Raw genomic sequence first — 15302 nt, 5'->3', positions numbered from 1 at the left:
GGACCGGTGACATCGGACGACGGCGGCGCGACCCCCGATGCGGACCACGGACGTGGAAACGAATCTCGACTGTTGCGCGATCTGCTCACCTCGGCTTCCACCGGAGACCGGGCTGCATTCACGCGTTTGTACGACCTGACCAGCTCGCGGATCTACGGACTCGCGGTCCGGGTGGTCCGCGACCGCGAGTACGCCGAGGAGGTCGTGCAGGAGGCCTACCTGCAGTATTGGCAGAAGGCCGGCGAGTACCACCCCGCCCGCGGCTCGGTGATCACCTGGATGATGACGATCGCCCACCGTCGCGCCGTCGACCGGGTGCGCTCCGAACAGCTTCAGCAGGACCGGATGTCCGCCTACGGCGCCGCGTCCGTGGAAATTCCGCGCAACATTCCACTCGAGGTCGTTGTCCGCGACGACCAGGCGCGTACCCTACGAGCATGTCTCGGCGAGCTCACGGACTTGCAACGGAGCTGCATCGAGATGTCGTACTTCGGGGGGCTGACATATCCGGAGGTGGCACTGCGAACCGAAACTCCCTTGCCCACCATCAAGTCCCGCATCAGAGACGGCCTGCGCCGCCTGAGGTCATGCTTGAGTACGCAGGAGGATTCCTGAACTGACCATGACAAAACCCGATGCGGACCCCGGCGACGGCATGTCCGCCTGGCTCGACGAGCACGTCGAACTCTATGCGGTCTCCGCTCTGACCGAGGACGAGATCAGCCGCGCGGAGCGCGAGCTCGCCGCACTCTCTCCGAGGGAGCGGTCGGCCTACGAGAGGCGCATCGTCGAGATCCAGGCCGCCATGGCCGGATTCGCCAGCACCTACGCGGCCGAGGCGCCCGATGATCTCAAGGGGCGCGTGCTGTCCCATGTCTTCGACGGGGCCGCAGGGCTCGGCTCACCGACTCCCCCGTCCGGCACGCCCGAGGCCGACATCCGGCGCGATCGCGCGATGCTGGGCCGGCAGACCCGAACCCGCCAGACCCGAATTCGACAGGGGCCGCGGCGCGCCGTCGTCGTGCTCGCCGCCGCCGCGGTGACCCTCGTCGTCGCTCTCGGCGCCGGCGTGCTGATCGGCCGCACCACGGCCGGAGAACCCTCGCCCTCCTCGACCGCGGCCGAGGAGACGCAACAGGAGGTCCTCGACGTCCTCACGGCCGGTGATGCGACCGTCAGAGCCCAACCACTGGCCGACGCCCACGGCACGATCACGGTCATCACGTCGAAGACGGCCGATCGCGCCGTGACGCTGCTGCGCAACCAGCGCCGCCCGATATCTCCCGACAGCACCTTCCAGCTCTGGCTCGTGGGCGGAGCCGAGAATCCCGTTCCGGCCGGCCTGATCCCCGGCGGCGACACCGAACCGGTCGTCGTCGACGAACTCGGCGACGCGCAGGTGCTGGCGGTGACCGTCGAACCCGCGGGCGGCTCCGCGCAGCCGACGACGCCGATCCTGGCGCAGGTTCCTCTCTGAGTTGAGAACCTGTGGCAGGAGCACGCCCCTTGGCGATGCCTACACTGGCGGCCGGGGACACTCCGCGGGTCCGGCACGTTCTGTGCCGGAACAGGAGGAAAAGACATGACAGGTGGGGCGCGGTGAGCATGAACGGTAGACGGTTCTGGACGGTCCTGGTGGCGGCCACGGCACTGCTGGCCGCGCTCGGCGTCGTACCCGCATCGCCCGCCGACGCGGCGCCGAAGTCGCGGGTGGTCGACAGGTACGTCGACGATCCGCAGCAGACGACGCTGCTCGTCTACTCGGCGGCGATGGATCGTACGGTCGCGGTGACCGTGCTGACCCCGCGCGACCGTTCGCGACCGGCCCCGGTCCTGTACCTGCTCAACGGCGCGGGCGGCGGCGAGGACTCGGCGACCTGGGATGCCCGGACCACCTACAAGCGTTACTTCGCCGACAAGGACGCCTATGTCGTCACGCCGATCGGCGGCGCCTTCTCCTACTACACCGACTGGCAGCGCGACGACCCTGTACTCGGTCGCAACAAGTGGCAGACGTTCCTGACCCGGGAACTCCCGCCCATCATCGACGACGAGTTCTCGACGACCGGCGCGAATGCGATCGCGGGAATCTCGATGGCGGGCACCTCGGTGCTCAACCTGGCCATTGCCGCCCCCGGCCTGTACCGGTCCGTCGCGGCGTTCAGCGGATGCGCCAGGACGAGCGATCCGGTCGGCCAGGCGTACATCCGGACGGTCGTCGAGGATCGTGGCGGCGGCAACATGGTGAACATGTGGGGTCCGCTCGACGGACCCGGATGGCGCGCGAACGACCCCTACCTGAACGCCGAGAAGCTGCGCGGCACCAAGGTGTACATGACCAGCGGGACCGGCGCCCCGGGTACACATGAGCAACTCGGGGACCCGAGCATCAAGGGCAACGCGTTCGACCTGGCCAACCAGGCGATCGTGGGCGGCGGGATCGAGGTCGCGATCGACATCTGCACCCGCCAGATGGTTCAGCGGATGCGGTCACTCGGACTGCCCGTGCAGGTGAATCTCCGGCCGGCCGGCACCCACTCATGGGGCTACTGGCAGGACGACCTGTACGCGACCTGGCCCGAGCTGGCGCGCGACCTGCGCTGACCCCGTTGAGATTGAGGGGTCACCGCAGATCGCGCGTGGAGATGATCACCAGCGATCGAGGCTGGTGTACCCGTCCTGGAGTGCGCGGGCGAAGAGATGCGTCTTCGTCGGGGCGGGGCGGCCCACCGCCGTGTACTTGGCACGGATGCGTGCGAGGTGGGTGCTCACGGTCGACGCCGAGATGAAGAGCCGGGCGGCCGCCTCTTCCTTCGACTCGGCGGCGAGCCACGCGAGCAGAACCTCGACCTCGCGGTCGGACAGGCTCGGTTTCGGCAGTGCCACCGGCGGGCGTTCGCCGGCCGGGCGGTAGTCGGAAAGCCTGGCGATTCCGTTGTGCACCATCGCTTCCGGCAAGCCGACGCGACGCTGGTCCACGGCCCCCCGGGACTGTGCGGTTCGATAGATCTCTGAAGTGGCCGTCACTGGTCCATCCCCTTGTTCTCGGCGCATTGCTCACGTCCCCCGACGCCGAACGCTCCACGCGTCATTCCCTATGGTTTCGAAAGTAGTGCTGTGGTCGATCACCCGGTAGACCCAGAATTGGGGACTTCCACCGCTGGGGCGCCGATCGACTACTGATTCCCCCTCGTTCCCCTTTTCTGCCTACTGATTCCGCACCCGGCCGGTCCCGCGACCCGAGGCGGATCGACTCATTGTCGACGATCTGATATCCCGCGACTCCGGTGCCGCTGGGGCACCGGGAGCCACCCGTCCTCGACCGCACGCTTGAACAGGTCGACCTTCGTCCGGGTCGGTCTGCCGGCATCGGCGTACTTCTGCCGAATCCGCTTCAGGTACTCGTTCACGGTCTCCGCGGACACGCCGAGGGCGGCCCCCACGCGACCCGACGTCTCCCCCGACGCGTACAGGGCCAGAACCTTCTGCAATTGCGGCGACAGATCGACGGCCGCCAGTTCGGGATCGCCGTCGATCGCCGCGGCCCACTCGGTGGTGAGAACCGCCCGACCCTCGGCCGCCGCCCGGATCGCGTCGATGATGACCGATTCCTCCGCCGACTTCAGCACGACGCCGAGCGCGCCCGCTCGAGCCGCCGAACGCAGCAGCGCCGGATGCTCTCCGGACGTGTACACGACCGTGGCCACACCGGCCGCGGACAGCGAGTTGACGTTCTCGCGGGGCGTGGTGCCGTCGTCGAGGCGCAGATCCAGCAGGACGACGTCGAGGGGCATGCCCGCGAGCACCCCCGCGACCGTGGATGCCGAACACACCAGCGAGATGTCGTCGACCGGGTCGAGAACCCGCTCGATCCCCCAGATCGGCGATCGGTGGTCATCGACCATCCCGACCCGGATGGCGCGATCCGCCATCACAATCTCGTCTGCCGTCACCGCGCACACCTCGCCGTCGGCACCTGGGTCGGTGCCGCCCGTCTGCGGAGTGTCGACGCGACGTTCCCGTCGGGCATCGACGACGCCCCCTTTCGTCGGCTCACCGTGAAGCCTTCCCGCGTCTCACAGCAATTACACAGCGCGGTGCGACCACACACCCGGCGAACCGTATACGACAAGTCGGACATCGGCCGTCACACGGCCTCGACCTGCGACAACCCGTCCCGTTTTGTCACCACCAGTGTCCTCGGGTTTGGGGACATCGGGCTTCCACGGCCGCTGCGGCCACCGATCATGCAAGACTAGAACACGTTCTAGTCTTGCATGATTCCTCACGTCAGACCCGCGCCCGCCCCGACAAAGGAGTACCGGTGACCGCACCCTCGTCCCACGACATCCTCGGCACCACGGTGACCATGCCCGTCGAGATCCGACACGCGCAGTGCTTCGTCGCCGGCTTCACCGCCGACGCGGCCGCGGTCCAGCGCGCGATCGACAGCGAGTCCGGACGTCCCGGCACACTGCGTCCACTGCGCGTCCGTCCGGGTCGCGCGATGTGCATGCTCGTGTTCGTCGACTACGTCGACGGCGACCTCGGCCCGTACAACGAATTCGGGGTCTGTTTCCTCGTCGAGGACCCCTCCCGGCCCCCGGCGTCGCCGATACGCGCCCTCCGCTCCCTGGCCAAGGGTGACGCGCGGGCCCTCGTCCACCGGCTGCCGGTCGACGGCGACTTCACCCTGGCGGCCGGGCGCGGCATCTGGGGTTTCCCGAAGACTCTGGCCGAGTTCGACGTCGACCACACCTCGTCGGTCCGGCACGGCCGGCTGGAGGCCGACGGCGCCCTGATCGCGGACCTGCGGATCAAGCCCGGCATCAAAGTCCCCGACACGACCGCCGACACCGTCCTGCACGCCTACTCCCAGCTCGACGGCATCACCAGGATGACCCCGTGGCGGCTGACATCGGTGAGCGGTACCCGCACCCGTATCGGCGGGGCGAGCCTCGCGCTCGGCGACCACCCCATCGCCGCCGAACTCCGCTCGCTCCGCCTCGGCCGGCACGCGCTGATGACCAGCTCGGTGGAGAAGATCACCATGCTGTTCGAGAACCCGACAGTCGTCTGAGGACACTCGTGACGGGCACACCCGGCCCGCCGCCGACGGGAGGACAATGGTCGCCATGAGCAATCTGGAGGCCCATCCGGCCGAGGTCGAATGCCGTACCGACGCCGAGAATGCGACGCGCGCCGGACACCTCCACATGGAGGTTCTCACCGCACGCGACGTACCCCTCGGGGGCCGCGGGCGATGACCGTCCACCGGACGCTCCCGCAACGCTCGAGGTCCCTCATCGGCGCGTGGTGCTTCGTCGACCACTACGGACCCGACGACGTGGCGAGCACCGGCGGAATGGATGTGCCACCGCATCCGCACACCGGCCTGCAGACCGTAAGCTGGCTGTTCACCGGCGAGGTCGAGCATCGGGACACGATGGGCAACCACGCGATGGTCCGGCCCGGTGAGATCAACCTGATGACCGCGGGGCACGGCATCGCGCACACCGAGGTCTCGACCCCCGCGACCACCATCCTCCACGGCGTCCAGCTGTGGACCGCACTCCCCGCCGACGCCGTCGACACGCCAAGGGATTTCGCCCATCATCGGCCGGCTGACATCGCGCTCGAAGGAGTCACGGCCAAGGTGTTCCTCGGCGAACTGCTCGGCACCCGCTCACCGGTTCACACATTCACCCCGCTGCTCGGTGCCCAGCTCGACTTCGCACCCGGCGCGTCGGTGGACATCGACGTCGATCCCGCCTTCGAGCACGGCATCCTCGTCGACGCCGGGACCGTCGAGGTCGGCGACACCGACGCGGCACCTCTCGAGCGAACAGAGCTGGGTTACATCGGGGGGGGCGCGCCACGACTGACGTTGACCAACGTCTCCGACGACGCCGCGCGCGTGATCCTGCTCGGCGGCACACCGTTCGGCGAGGACATCGTGATGTGGTGGAACTTCATCGGACGCACGCACGAGGAGATCGTCCGGTTCCGCGAGGAGTGGACGGCCCACAGCGAACGGTTCGGACAGGTGCAGGGATACGAAGGAGACATCCAGCACCTGCCCGCGCCCGCACTTCCGCACTCCCGCCTGCGACCGCGGAAGAACACCCCGGGCCGCGCCTGACTGCGCCACCGCCCCCTGAGGAGGCCCGGAGCCTGCGGAGGGCCGTCACGAAGGGCTGAGCAACCGGGCGAAGTTGGCGATCCCCGCCGCTTCGATCGCCTGCTGCCGCACGCCGGGCGCCGAGATCGGTGCGCCGGCGGGCGCGGACTCGGCCACCGGGTGTGAACTCGACGCACGCGGCTGGATCAGGTCCGCGAGTTCGGTTGCGGCACGGCCGATCCGGCCGTTCAAACCCGTCTCGGTCCCCGCCCAGTCCTCCGCCGCCGCGTACACCCCGGTCGGCACGACGACGGTCCGCAGGTACGAGAACAGCGGGCGCAGCGCATGATCGAGCACCATCGAGTGCCGCGGGCTACCGCCGGTGGCGCCGATGAGCACCAGTTTACCGGCCATCGAATCCACGTCGACCAGGTCGAAGAACATCTTGAACAGGCCGCTGTAGGACGCGTTGAACACCGGTGAGGCGACGACCAGCGCGTCGGCGGCCTCGACCGCGTCGAGCGCGGCGCGGGCATCGCCCGACGCGAAGCCGACCGCCATCGACCGACCGAGGTCCACGGCGAGATCCCGCAGGTCGATCACCTCGACGTCCACGGTCACCCCGCGATCGCCGAGCACGCCGGTCACCGCCGCCGCCATCCGGTCGATCAGCATGCGCGTCGACGACGGTTCCGACAGTCCGGCATTCACCACGACCAACCGCACGGCGCCCTCGCTCATGACCGCACCTCGATCTTCTCGGCCTCTCGACCGGCGGCCACCAGCGACGCGTGGGTCGGCGCGTCGGGAACGTCGGCGGGCCTGCCCGCAGCAAACCCCTCGCGCAGCTCCGGCAGGACCTCGCCGAGCAGGTCGAGCTGCTCGAGCACGACCTTCAGCGGCAGGCCGGCGTGGTCGACGAGGAACAGCTGACGCTGGTAGTCGCCGAAGCTCTCCCGGAACGACAGTGTCTTGTCGACGAATTCGGCCGGACTGCCGACCGTCAGCGGCGTCTGCGACGTGAAGTCCTCCAGCGACGGGCCGTGCCCGTACACCGGCGCGTTGTCGAAGTACGGCCGGAACTCGCGCACCGCGTCCTGCGACCGCGGCCGGATGAAGAACTGGCCGCCGAGGCCGACGATGGCCTGGTGGGCCTTGCCGTGGCCGTGGTGTTCGTACCGTTCGCGGTAGAAGGCGATGAGCCGCTGGAAGTGCTCCTTGGGCCAGAAGATGTTGTTGGCGAAGAAACCGTCGCCGTAGTACGCGGCCTGCTCGGCGATCTCGGGACTGCGGATCGATCCGTGCCACACGAACGGCGCCACACCGTCGAGCGGACGCGGGGTCGAGGTGAACGACGTGAGCGGCGTGCGGAACTGCCCCTCCCAGTCGACCACGTGCTCGGTCCAGAGACGGTGCAGCAGATGGTAGTTCTCGATTGCGAGCGGGATGCCCTGGCGGATGTCCTGACCGAACCACGGATAGACCGGTCCGGTGTTTCCGCGGCCGAGCATCAGGTCGACGCGCCCGTCGGCGAGGTGCTGCAGCATCGCGAAGTCCTCGGCGATCTTCACCGGATCGTTCGTGGTGATGAGGGTCGTCGCAGTACTGAGCTGCAGCCGTTCCGTCTGCGCCGCGATGTAGGCGAGGGTCGTCGTCGGCGAGGACGAGAAGAACGGTTCGTTGTGGTGCTCACCGATGGCGTACACGTCGAGGCCGATGTCCTCGGCCTTCTTGGCGATCTCGATGCTCGCCTTGATCCGCTCGTTCTCGGTGGGCGTCCTACCCGTGGTGGGGTCCGTCGTGATGTCGCTGACGCTGAAGATTCCGAACTGCATGTCGCGCCTTCCGTTGCCCGATCTCGCTGCCGTGGCAGCCTCGACCACCATAACCGGACCGCGGTCCGATTAATTCCGTGTGGGGGCTGGGTTAGTGTGGGCTTACTACTCTGCGGGTACAGATCCGCGGAGGCGTCGCATGAAGGGGAATCCATGAAGATCCGGAAGTCCGTCGCCGCCATCGCCCTGGCCGGGTCCGCGCTGTTCGTCGCGACCGCCTGCTCGTCCGAGGACGTCGACGAGGCCACCAGCAAGGTCTCGACCGCAGTCGAGTCGGCCGCGTCCGAGGTCTCCACCGCCGCCGGCGACGCAATCGACGAGGTCACCGGCCTGAGCAACTCGAAGGCCCAGGACATCCTGCGCAAGGCCGTCGACCCGGCGACCCCGGCCGACGAGATCGACTCGGTCGTCGACACCACGGATCCCGCCACCAAGGCCGCGATCATCGCCTTCGCGAAGGGTTCGTCTGCCGCCGGATACACGCCCGAGATCTACACCGTGAAGGACGTCGCGAAGGACGGCGACAACAAGGCCGTCGCCACGGTCGCGGTCGCCAGCCCGCACGCCCCGGCCCCGGTCGACATCAAGCTCACCTACGTCGACGCCGACGGCGGGTGGAAGCTCAGCGCCGACGCCGTCACCCAGCTCGCCGGAATGGCGACCAGCCACTGACACCGGCCGCCACCTCCTCCTCGCCGGTAGACTCGCCCGGGTACGGCCCGTACAGCGAGCCGGCGAGCGAGGAGGTGCCGTGCGCGTCGACATTCCCACCCAGCCGTTCTCACCGGCGATCACCGAGCGTCATGAGCGATGGCCTGCGGTCAACGATCTCGACGACAACTCGCTGCCCACCGATCCGGCAGACGCTCCCGCCCCGTCCGCGCCACGATCGGAACAATCGGCGCCGGTCTCCCCGGCTCGGCCCGTCACGCGCGTCGAGACGCGAGTCCGCCCGGCGCCGGAGGAGCATGCCGCCCTCCCGCCGGTGGGCGACTTCTGGGATCTGGAGAACTCCGCTCCCCCGCCGGTGACGTTCACGAATCCTCGGCCGGACCCCGTTGTCCGACCACTGCCGTATTCACCTCCGGTGGTGCATCGCACGGTTGCGCCCGCTGCATCGCTGGCACTGACAACCGGTGTGATCGCGATTCCGATGACCCTGGTCCTCGGACTCGGAGCGATTCTCGGGATGATCGCGATCATCTCCGGCATCGTGGCGATCAAGCAGGTCAGCCGGACACCTGCGTCGCGCAAGGGGACTGGACGCGCGGTCACCGGGATCGTGTGCGGTACCGGAAGTGTCGTCGTCGGCGGTCCGATCCTGTTGTTCCTGGCATTGATCTTCGGCCTCTGACGCCTCACTCAATACCGGTACAGGTCAGACGCTTCGGCGTCACCCGTGCCGAGAACCGTTGGCACAGAATGTCCACGACGCGCCGAATCGGCAAGAAGTGAAGCCCCAAACAAACAACGAGACCCACCCGGATGCACCAGGTGGGTCTCGTTGTGATGTGTGTGGGTCTAGCTGACCGCGCGAAGATGGGTACGCGCCGGCGCGGCGACTCCGCGGCCGCGGCCCAACCATGCTTCGACCTCGCCGATGACCTGCATCCGCGATTCCAGCGGCTGGCTGTCGGCCAGCGTCGGCAGGCAGTTCATCAGGGCGGCGTAGAAGGCAGCAGCCTGAGACATGCCATGCGCGGAACACACATGATCGTATTCGTCGATGCGCCGTGCGAGCTCACCATAGGTGAGTGCCTTGTCGCCCAACCGAACTGCGGTCAGCTTCGGCGTGATCGCGCCACGATCCTGAATGTCGTGCAATAGATCGTCCATGAGTGACTACCTTCCCCCCCGCCCAGAATGGCGTGACCGCGGCGTCCCCGCCTCCCCAGACGTTGGTACGTTGCGGCCCTTCAACACAGTGTGCCCTACCCCACGGAATATGGGGACTCTTGCTTCAGCATCTGTGGCACATTCCACAAGCTGTTCTGCGAACGAAATGTGACTTAATGTTACTGCTGAGACGCCAGTTACGGCAGTGCGCCACTCTGGTTTTTTTAAGTTGTTATTTGCGCGGGATCGTCCCGATATTCCGGTAGGTCGATACCGGACAAACCGGGTCAGGCGCCGGCGGACTTGTCGGCTTCCATGGCCTCGATGAGGCTCTTCGGCCGGAGGTCGGTCCAGTTCTGCTCGACGTACTCGAGGCACGCGGCACGGCTGTCCTCACCGAACACCTTGGTCCAGCCCGCCGGGATGTCGGCGAACGTCGGCCACAGCGAGTGCTGATTCTCGTCGTTGACCAGCACGAAGAAACGGCCGTCCTCGTCATCGAATGGATTCGTCATCGTCGTACCTATCGTTGGGAGCCGGCCGGCGGCCGGCCCGGAACATGGTCGTCCTCATCGTAGGCATTTCGCCGCCGAGTCCACCACGAACGTCCAAGGTGCGCACGGTCGACCGACAGGCGGCGGCCTCTACCGAGCGACCCGGACGTCGGATCGCATTGCCGCTAGTGAGTCCGGGTCCCCTCCATCGGCGACACCCGGACCACATGGTTCCCGCGGAACGGACGCCACTTCCGGGTGGTGGGGTCGAATGGCCCGACCAGCATTCGCATGATCACGCAGAAGGTCACGTTCATCGGGAAAGCCAGTCGCAGATTACGTGCCACCGCGGCGTCACCGTGCAACTTGTAGGTACGAATCCCACCACGCGCGTAGGCGATGTTGGGTCCGATCGGTCCGGCGAACCGCCGTGCCGACTGGGCGGCGGTCAGCGCGACGAAACTCCGCACGTTGCCCTCCGCCTTGACCACCGCGCCGTAGAGGTCGAGGTCCTCGTGGGTGCCCGGTTCGTCGAGCAGATGCTCCTTCGCCTTGTGCCACATCTCCCGACGGATCGCCATGTTCGAACCCTGTAGGACGGTGCTGGGGACGCTTCCGGTACGGAGCGAACGACACGCATCCTTGCGGATGAGGCGGCGAAGACGGTCGTCGACCGGGGTGTCGTACCAGTAGAGACTGCCGGACACGGCATCCGCCGTCGGCTCGGCCTCGAAGAACCGGACCAACCGTCCGGCCCACTGCGGATCGAGCCAGGTATCCGCATCGATCCGGCCCAGGATGTCGCCGGTCGCGGCATCGAATCCGGCTCTACGGGCCGGTCCGACCCCGGGGGTCGGTTCGGTCAGTGTCTTCAGCGGAAGCCGGCCGGCGAACGACCGGACGATCTCCATGGTCGCGTCGGTGCAGTTGTTGTCGACGACGACGACCTCATCGAACGGCCTGATCTGCGCGGCGACGTGCTCCAGGCACACCGCGATGGTGTCCTCTTCGTTGTAGACGGGGATTACCAGACTCAACCGCACCGTACTGTCACTCCTCGGCTCGACGAAAGCTGCTCGGCGGAACGGCCGTCGGCCGCGACGATCACGCGTCCGAACCTGCCGTATCGGCGTTCATGGCGTCGATCAGGCTCTTGGGCCGCAGGTCGGTCCAGTTCTCCTCGACGTACTTCAGGCATGCCTCCCGACTGTCCTCGCCGAAGACCTTGGTCCAGCCGGCGGGGATGTCGGCGAAGGTCGGCCACAGCGAGTGCTGGTTCTCGTCGTTGACCAGCACGAAGAAGCGGCCGTTCTCGTCGTCGAATGGGTTGGTCATTCCTGTCTCCTCCTGTTGTTGTCCTCGGGCCGGATCACCGTGACGGCAACCCTTTACGAGGGATCGAGTGAATCGGTTTCCCGCTCGCGTGATCCGGAAAGTGCCTGGTCGACTCGCGGACCGATCACCGCGAGAGACGCGGCGTCGGTCATGCCGAGGTGGTGGGTCGGGACATCGGTGTTGTCGATGGTCCCGGACACATGCGCCCGCCATCCCTCGGGGATCGCGGCCGGGTTCTCCTTGTCGTTCGTCGCGGTGAAGACCTGGACCGCACCGGCGAACCGCTGTGGGCGATAGCCCGTCAGCATGTCGCCGGACACGGCGAAACTGTCCATGATCCGGTCGACGACGTCGTCGGCGAGAAGCCCCATCCCCGCGATCTGTGTCCGCACGATGGCCGCGACCTCCTCCGGCGTCTCCGCTTCCACGGCGTCGTCGAGATCGAACAGATCGCGCCAGCCGCCCAGGATGTCGGCGGCGTGGTCCTGCTCCGTCTCCGGCTCTCCCTCGGCGACCACCTCCGGGGCCGGGATCTCGCCGTCCACCGGCGGAGCGGTGTCCATGATGCCGAGATAGGCGACCTGTTCTCCCGCGGCCTGTAGTCGCGTCGCCATCGCATGGGCGATGATTCCGCCGATCGACCACCCGAGCAGGTGGTACGGCCCCTCCGGCTGCACCCGACGGATCTCCTCGACGTAGCGTGCGGCGAGATCGTGCGCATCGGTCGCGCTGTCCTCGCCGTTGACGACATGGGGATCCTGTAGCCCGTAGATCGGCCGATCGGCGATGTACGGCGCGAAACCACCGTAGAACCAGGCGAGACCACCGGCCGGGTGCACGCAGAACAGCGGCGGCCGCGTGCCGTCGCCGCGCAGGGTGATCAGCACGTCGTTTCCGCGGGCACTGCCCTCGTCGTCGATGCGACGGGCCAGCTCGCGGACGGTGGGATCGCTGAAGAGCCAACGCAGTTCGAGCGGAAGCCCACGGTCGTGGACCCGCGAGACGACCTGCGTCGCCGACAACGAGTTGCCGCCGAGGTCGAAGAACGACTCGGTGACCGAGACACGCTCGACGCCGAGCACTTCGGCGAAGACCTCGGCGATGGCGCGCTCGTTGTCCGTCTCGGGTTCGACATGGTCGGCCGCCACCACGACCGGTTCGGGCAACGCCGCCTTGTCGAGTTTGCCGACAGGTGTCATCGGCAACGCGTCGAGACGCGTCAGTGTCGCCGGGACCATGAAGGACGGGAGTCGCCGGCCGATGAACTCGCGGAGCTCCTCGTCGGTCACGTCGCCGGTGGTCACCAGATAGGCCGCGAGCGACGTGGCGACCGCGCCGCCGACGCCCACGACGACCGCGGAATCGACCGCGGGATGCGCCGCGAGCGCCGATTCGATCTCCCCCAGTTCGATCCGGAGACCGCGGAGCTTGACCTGATCGTCGATGCGGCCCGAATAGGCGAGCGCGAGTGCACCGTCGGCGGATCGTTGCCAGCGCACCACGTCGCCGGTCCGGTACATCCGGGAACCATTGTGTCCGAACGGGTCGGCGACGAACCGCTCGGCCGTCAGGCCGGGCCGGTTCAGATATCCGCGCGACAGCGGTAGCCCGGTGACGTAGAGCTCGCCGGGTACACCGACCGGAACCGGGTGCAGACGACTGTCGAGGACCTGCAGCCCGAGGCCCGCGAGAGGCCCACCGAGCAGGACCGGTTCGCCTGGCTTCATCGGCTCGCTGATGGTGATGCCGATCGTGGTCTCGGTCGGCCCGTACAGGTTCTGGATCCGGCGGACCGCCGACCACTCGTCCTTCAGCGCCTGCGGAACCGCTTCACCACCGACGTAGACGAGCTCGAGGGACTCGAGTGCTGCCGGATCGAGCGTCGACAGGACGGTCGGCGTGAGGAACGTGTGCGTGACACGGTGCTCGACCATGAACTGCTGCAGTGCTTCCCCACCGACCGCGTCGCCGGGCCGGTAGGCGATCAGTCCCCCGCTGGCGGTGGCGAGCAGGTACTCGAGGACCGAGGCGTCGAAGCTCGGCGATGCGAAGCCCAGCACACGAGCCGGACCGGACACCGACCCGCGCCGCATCTCCTCGCGCGCGAAATTGGCGAGGCCGGAGTGGCTGACGGACACGCCCTTCGGCCGGCCGGTCGAACCCGAGGTGTAGATGACGTACGCCGTGTTGTCGATGCGAGCCGTGGCAAGCCGTTCGGAGTCCGACAACGGTGCCGTGGTGAAGGCCGCGAGATCGAGGCCGTCCAGACGATGCCACTCGAATCCCTCGTCGGGCAGCGGTCCGGCGGCGTCCGTCGTGAGCCCCAGCACGGCACCGGAATCCTCGACCATGTTCGCGACCCGCTCGGCCGGATAGTCGGGATCGATCGGCACGTAGCCGCCGCCGGTCTTGGCGACGGCCCAGATCGCGGTGAGCAATTCCACCGATCGCCCGATCGCCAGGGCCACCAGGGACTCCGGCCCGATACCGCGTCCGATGAGCCAGCGCGCCAACCGATTCGACCGGGCGTCGAGCTCTTCGTAGGTGAGGGACTTGCCGGTGGCATCGACGACGGCCACCGCCTGCGGCCAGGAGCGAGCGGCCCGCTCGAAGGTCTCCGCGAGCAGTTCCGGCTGTGCGCCTCGTCCGCCCGAGACCGGGGTGAGTCGACCGCTGGTCGCGTCGTCGAGGAACAGTGCGTCGCCGACCGCCGCGTCGGCCCGGGACGTCAGCGTGTCCAGCAACTCCACCAGCCAGTCACCGATCCGCCGGGCCGACGACTCGTCGAACAGGTCGGTGGCGTAGGTCAGCGTGGTCCGCCACGGCGCGCCCGGTTCCGGTGCCGCCGCGACGCTCACCAGGAGGTCGACTTTGGCCGGCGTGGCCGCGAGCGGCAACGGTGCGATCGCGAGATCGCCGACCGATCCGGACGGCAGGTCATCGGCGCCGGGTAGACCGCCGGCAGCCTGGTCGAACGTGAGCCAGACCTGGCTGAGGGGCGCGAAGGCTCCCGACCGCGCCGGCTTGAGCGCGTCGACCACGGTCTCGAACGGGACGTCGGCGTGCGCGAACGCCTCCACGTCGACGGACTTCACCCGGGAGAGCACCTCGCCGAACGACTCGGCCGGCGAGATCGGCGTCCGGAGGACGAGCGTGTTGACGAACATGCCGACGACCCGATCCAGCTCTTCCTGACCGCGACCGGCGATCGGCGTGCCGATCGCGATGTCGTCGGTTCCGGACAGCCGCGAGAGCAACGTCGCGAGGGCGGCGTGGACCACCATGAAGTTCGTGACCCCATGGTCGTGGGCCACCGCGGCGATCCGGTCCGCGACACCGGCCGGGATCTGCACGTCGACCCTCGCGCCTGCGCCCGACGCCGCCGTGGGCCGGGGCCGATCGGTGGGCAGGTCGATGACATCCGGCAGACCGGCGAGCTTTTCCCGCCAGTAGGCCAGCTGCGATCCGAGAACGGTGGTCGGGTCATCGGGTGCACCCAGCACCTCGTGCTGCCAGAGCGCGTAGTCGGCGTATTGCACCGGCAACGGCGCGAATTCGGGTACCGCACCCGTGGTCCGGGCGACGTAGGCGGCCACCAGGTCGGCGACCAGCGGGGCAACCGACTCACCGTCGGCGGCGATGTGGTGCACGACCAGCGCGAAAACATGCTCGTCGTCGGAG

The 15302-nt window shown here is 68.0% G+C and carries 15 protein-coding genes and 1 pseudogene (1 of these 16 cut by a window edge); 7 read left to right on the top strand and 9 right to left on the bottom strand.

What is annotated here, in order from left to right:
- Nucleotides 1–6: 6 nt before the first annotated feature.
- The 3 genes from sigK (at nucleotide 7) to BLU62_RS30235 (ending at nucleotide 2604) form a co-directional block, all read left to right on the top strand.
- A complete protein-coding gene (gene sigK / locus BLU62_RS30245; RefSeq protein ID WP_074854121.1) occupies nucleotides 7–615 on the top strand; it encodes an ECF RNA polymerase sigma factor SigK in 609 nt (202 codons plus the stop codon).
- A gap of 7 nt (nucleotides 616–622) precedes the next feature.
- Nucleotides 623–1477, top strand: coding sequence for an anti-sigma factor (locus BLU62_RS30240; RefSeq protein WP_074854120.1), 855 nt, complete (start codon nucleotides 623–625; stop codon nucleotides 1475–1477).
- A 128-nt stretch (nucleotides 1478–1605) separates the two neighbouring features.
- A complete protein-coding gene (locus BLU62_RS30235; RefSeq protein WP_074854119.1) occupies nucleotides 1606–2604 on the top strand; it encodes an alpha/beta hydrolase in 999 nt (332 codons plus the stop codon).
- A gap of 45 nt (nucleotides 2605–2649) precedes the next feature.
- On the opposite strand, the gene BLU62_RS30230 is transcribed toward BLU62_RS30235, so the two are convergent.
- Entirely contained in the window at nucleotides 2650–3027 is a 378-nt protein-coding gene (locus BLU62_RS30230; protein WP_074854118.1) for a LuxR C-terminal-related transcriptional regulator, read from the bottom strand.
- Between the two features lie 227 nt (nucleotides 3028–3254).
- Nucleotides 3255–3905, bottom strand: a complete 651-nt coding sequence (locus BLU62_RS30225; protein ID WP_074854117.1) for a DNA-binding response regulator — start codon at nucleotides 3903–3905, stop codon at nucleotides 3255–3257.
- A 419-nt stretch (nucleotides 3906–4324) separates the two neighbouring features.
- Here BLU62_RS30225 and BLU62_RS30215 point away from each other — a divergent pair, with 419 nt between their 5' ends.
- Together BLU62_RS30215 and BLU62_RS30210 are read left to right on the top strand one after the other, a co-directional pair.
- Entirely contained in the window at nucleotides 4325–5080 is a 756-nt protein-coding gene (locus BLU62_RS30215; protein ID WP_074854115.1) for an acetoacetate decarboxylase family protein, read from the top strand.
- Nucleotides 5081–5135: 55 nt separating this feature from the next.
- Nucleotides 5136–6142 (top strand): annotated as a pseudogene (locus BLU62_RS30210) (pirin family protein).
- Between the two features lie 45 nt (nucleotides 6143–6187).
- Here BLU62_RS30210 and BLU62_RS30205 read toward each other — a convergent pair.
- A complete protein-coding gene (locus BLU62_RS30205; protein ID WP_074854114.1) occupies nucleotides 6188–6862 on the bottom strand; it encodes an FMN reductase in 675 nt (224 codons plus the stop codon).
- Nucleotides 6859–7956: an LLM class flavin-dependent oxidoreductase gene (locus BLU62_RS30200; protein ID WP_074854347.1), complete on the bottom strand. Its 1098-nt coding sequence runs from the start codon at nucleotides 7954–7956 to the stop codon at nucleotides 6859–6861. The genes BLU62_RS30205 and BLU62_RS30200 overlap by 4 nt, the downstream gene beginning before the upstream one ends.
- Before the next feature lie 153 nt (nucleotides 7957–8109).
- On the opposite strand from BLU62_RS30200, the gene BLU62_RS30195 reads away from it, so the two are divergent.
- Together BLU62_RS30195 and BLU62_RS30190 are read left to right on the top strand one after the other, a co-directional pair.
- On the top strand, nucleotides 8110–8628 hold the full coding sequence (locus BLU62_RS30195) for an MTB12 C-terminal domain-containing protein (RefSeq protein WP_074854113.1): 519 nt from the start codon (nucleotides 8110–8112) through the stop codon (nucleotides 8626–8628).
- Between the two features lie 79 nt (nucleotides 8629–8707).
- The gene (locus tag BLU62_RS30190) at nucleotides 8708–9310 is read left to right on the top strand and encodes a DUF4190 domain-containing protein (RefSeq protein WP_074854112.1); all 603 of its coding nucleotides are present in this window, start codon (nucleotides 8708–8710) and stop codon (nucleotides 9308–9310) included.
- 167 nt (nucleotides 9311–9477) lie between these two features.
- Here the strand turns inward: BLU62_RS30190 and BLU62_RS30185 are convergent, their stop codons facing one another.
- From BLU62_RS30185 to BLU62_RS30165, 5 genes are all read right to left on the bottom strand, one after another.
- Nucleotides 9478–9792, bottom strand: a complete 315-nt coding sequence (locus tag BLU62_RS30185) for a hypothetical protein (protein WP_074854111.1) — start codon at nucleotides 9790–9792, stop codon at nucleotides 9478–9480.
- Nucleotides 9793–10079: 287 nt separating this feature from the next.
- Complete coding sequence (locus BLU62_RS30180; RefSeq protein ID WP_006434658.1) at nucleotides 10080–10307, bottom strand: MbtH family protein; 228 nt, start codon at nucleotides 10305–10307, stop codon at nucleotides 10080–10082.
- 164 nt (nucleotides 10308–10471) lie between these two features.
- Nucleotides 10472–11329, bottom strand: coding sequence for a glycosyltransferase family 2 protein (locus BLU62_RS30175; RefSeq protein ID WP_074854110.1), 858 nt, complete (start codon nucleotides 11327–11329; stop codon nucleotides 10472–10474).
- 61 nt (nucleotides 11330–11390) lie between these two features.
- On the bottom strand, nucleotides 11391–11621 hold the full coding sequence (locus tag BLU62_RS30170) for an MbtH family protein (protein WP_074854109.1): 231 nt from the start codon (nucleotides 11619–11621) through the stop codon (nucleotides 11391–11393).
- Nucleotides 11622–11674: 53 nt separating this feature from the next.
- On the bottom strand, nucleotides 11675–15302 hold the end of the coding sequence (locus BLU62_RS30165) for a non-ribosomal peptide synthetase (protein ID WP_074854108.1). 8591 nt of this gene lie beyond the right edge of the window; only the last 3628 of its 12219 coding nucleotides appear in the window; its start codon lies off the right edge, out of view; the stop codon is at nucleotides 11675–11677.

The sequence above is a fragment of the Gordonia westfalica genome (assembly GCF_900105725.1).
Taxonomy (GTDB): Bacteria; Actinomycetota; Actinomycetes; order Mycobacteriales; family Mycobacteriaceae; genus Gordonia; species Gordonia westfalica.
This window is presented reverse-complemented; position numbering and strand designations above follow the sequence as displayed.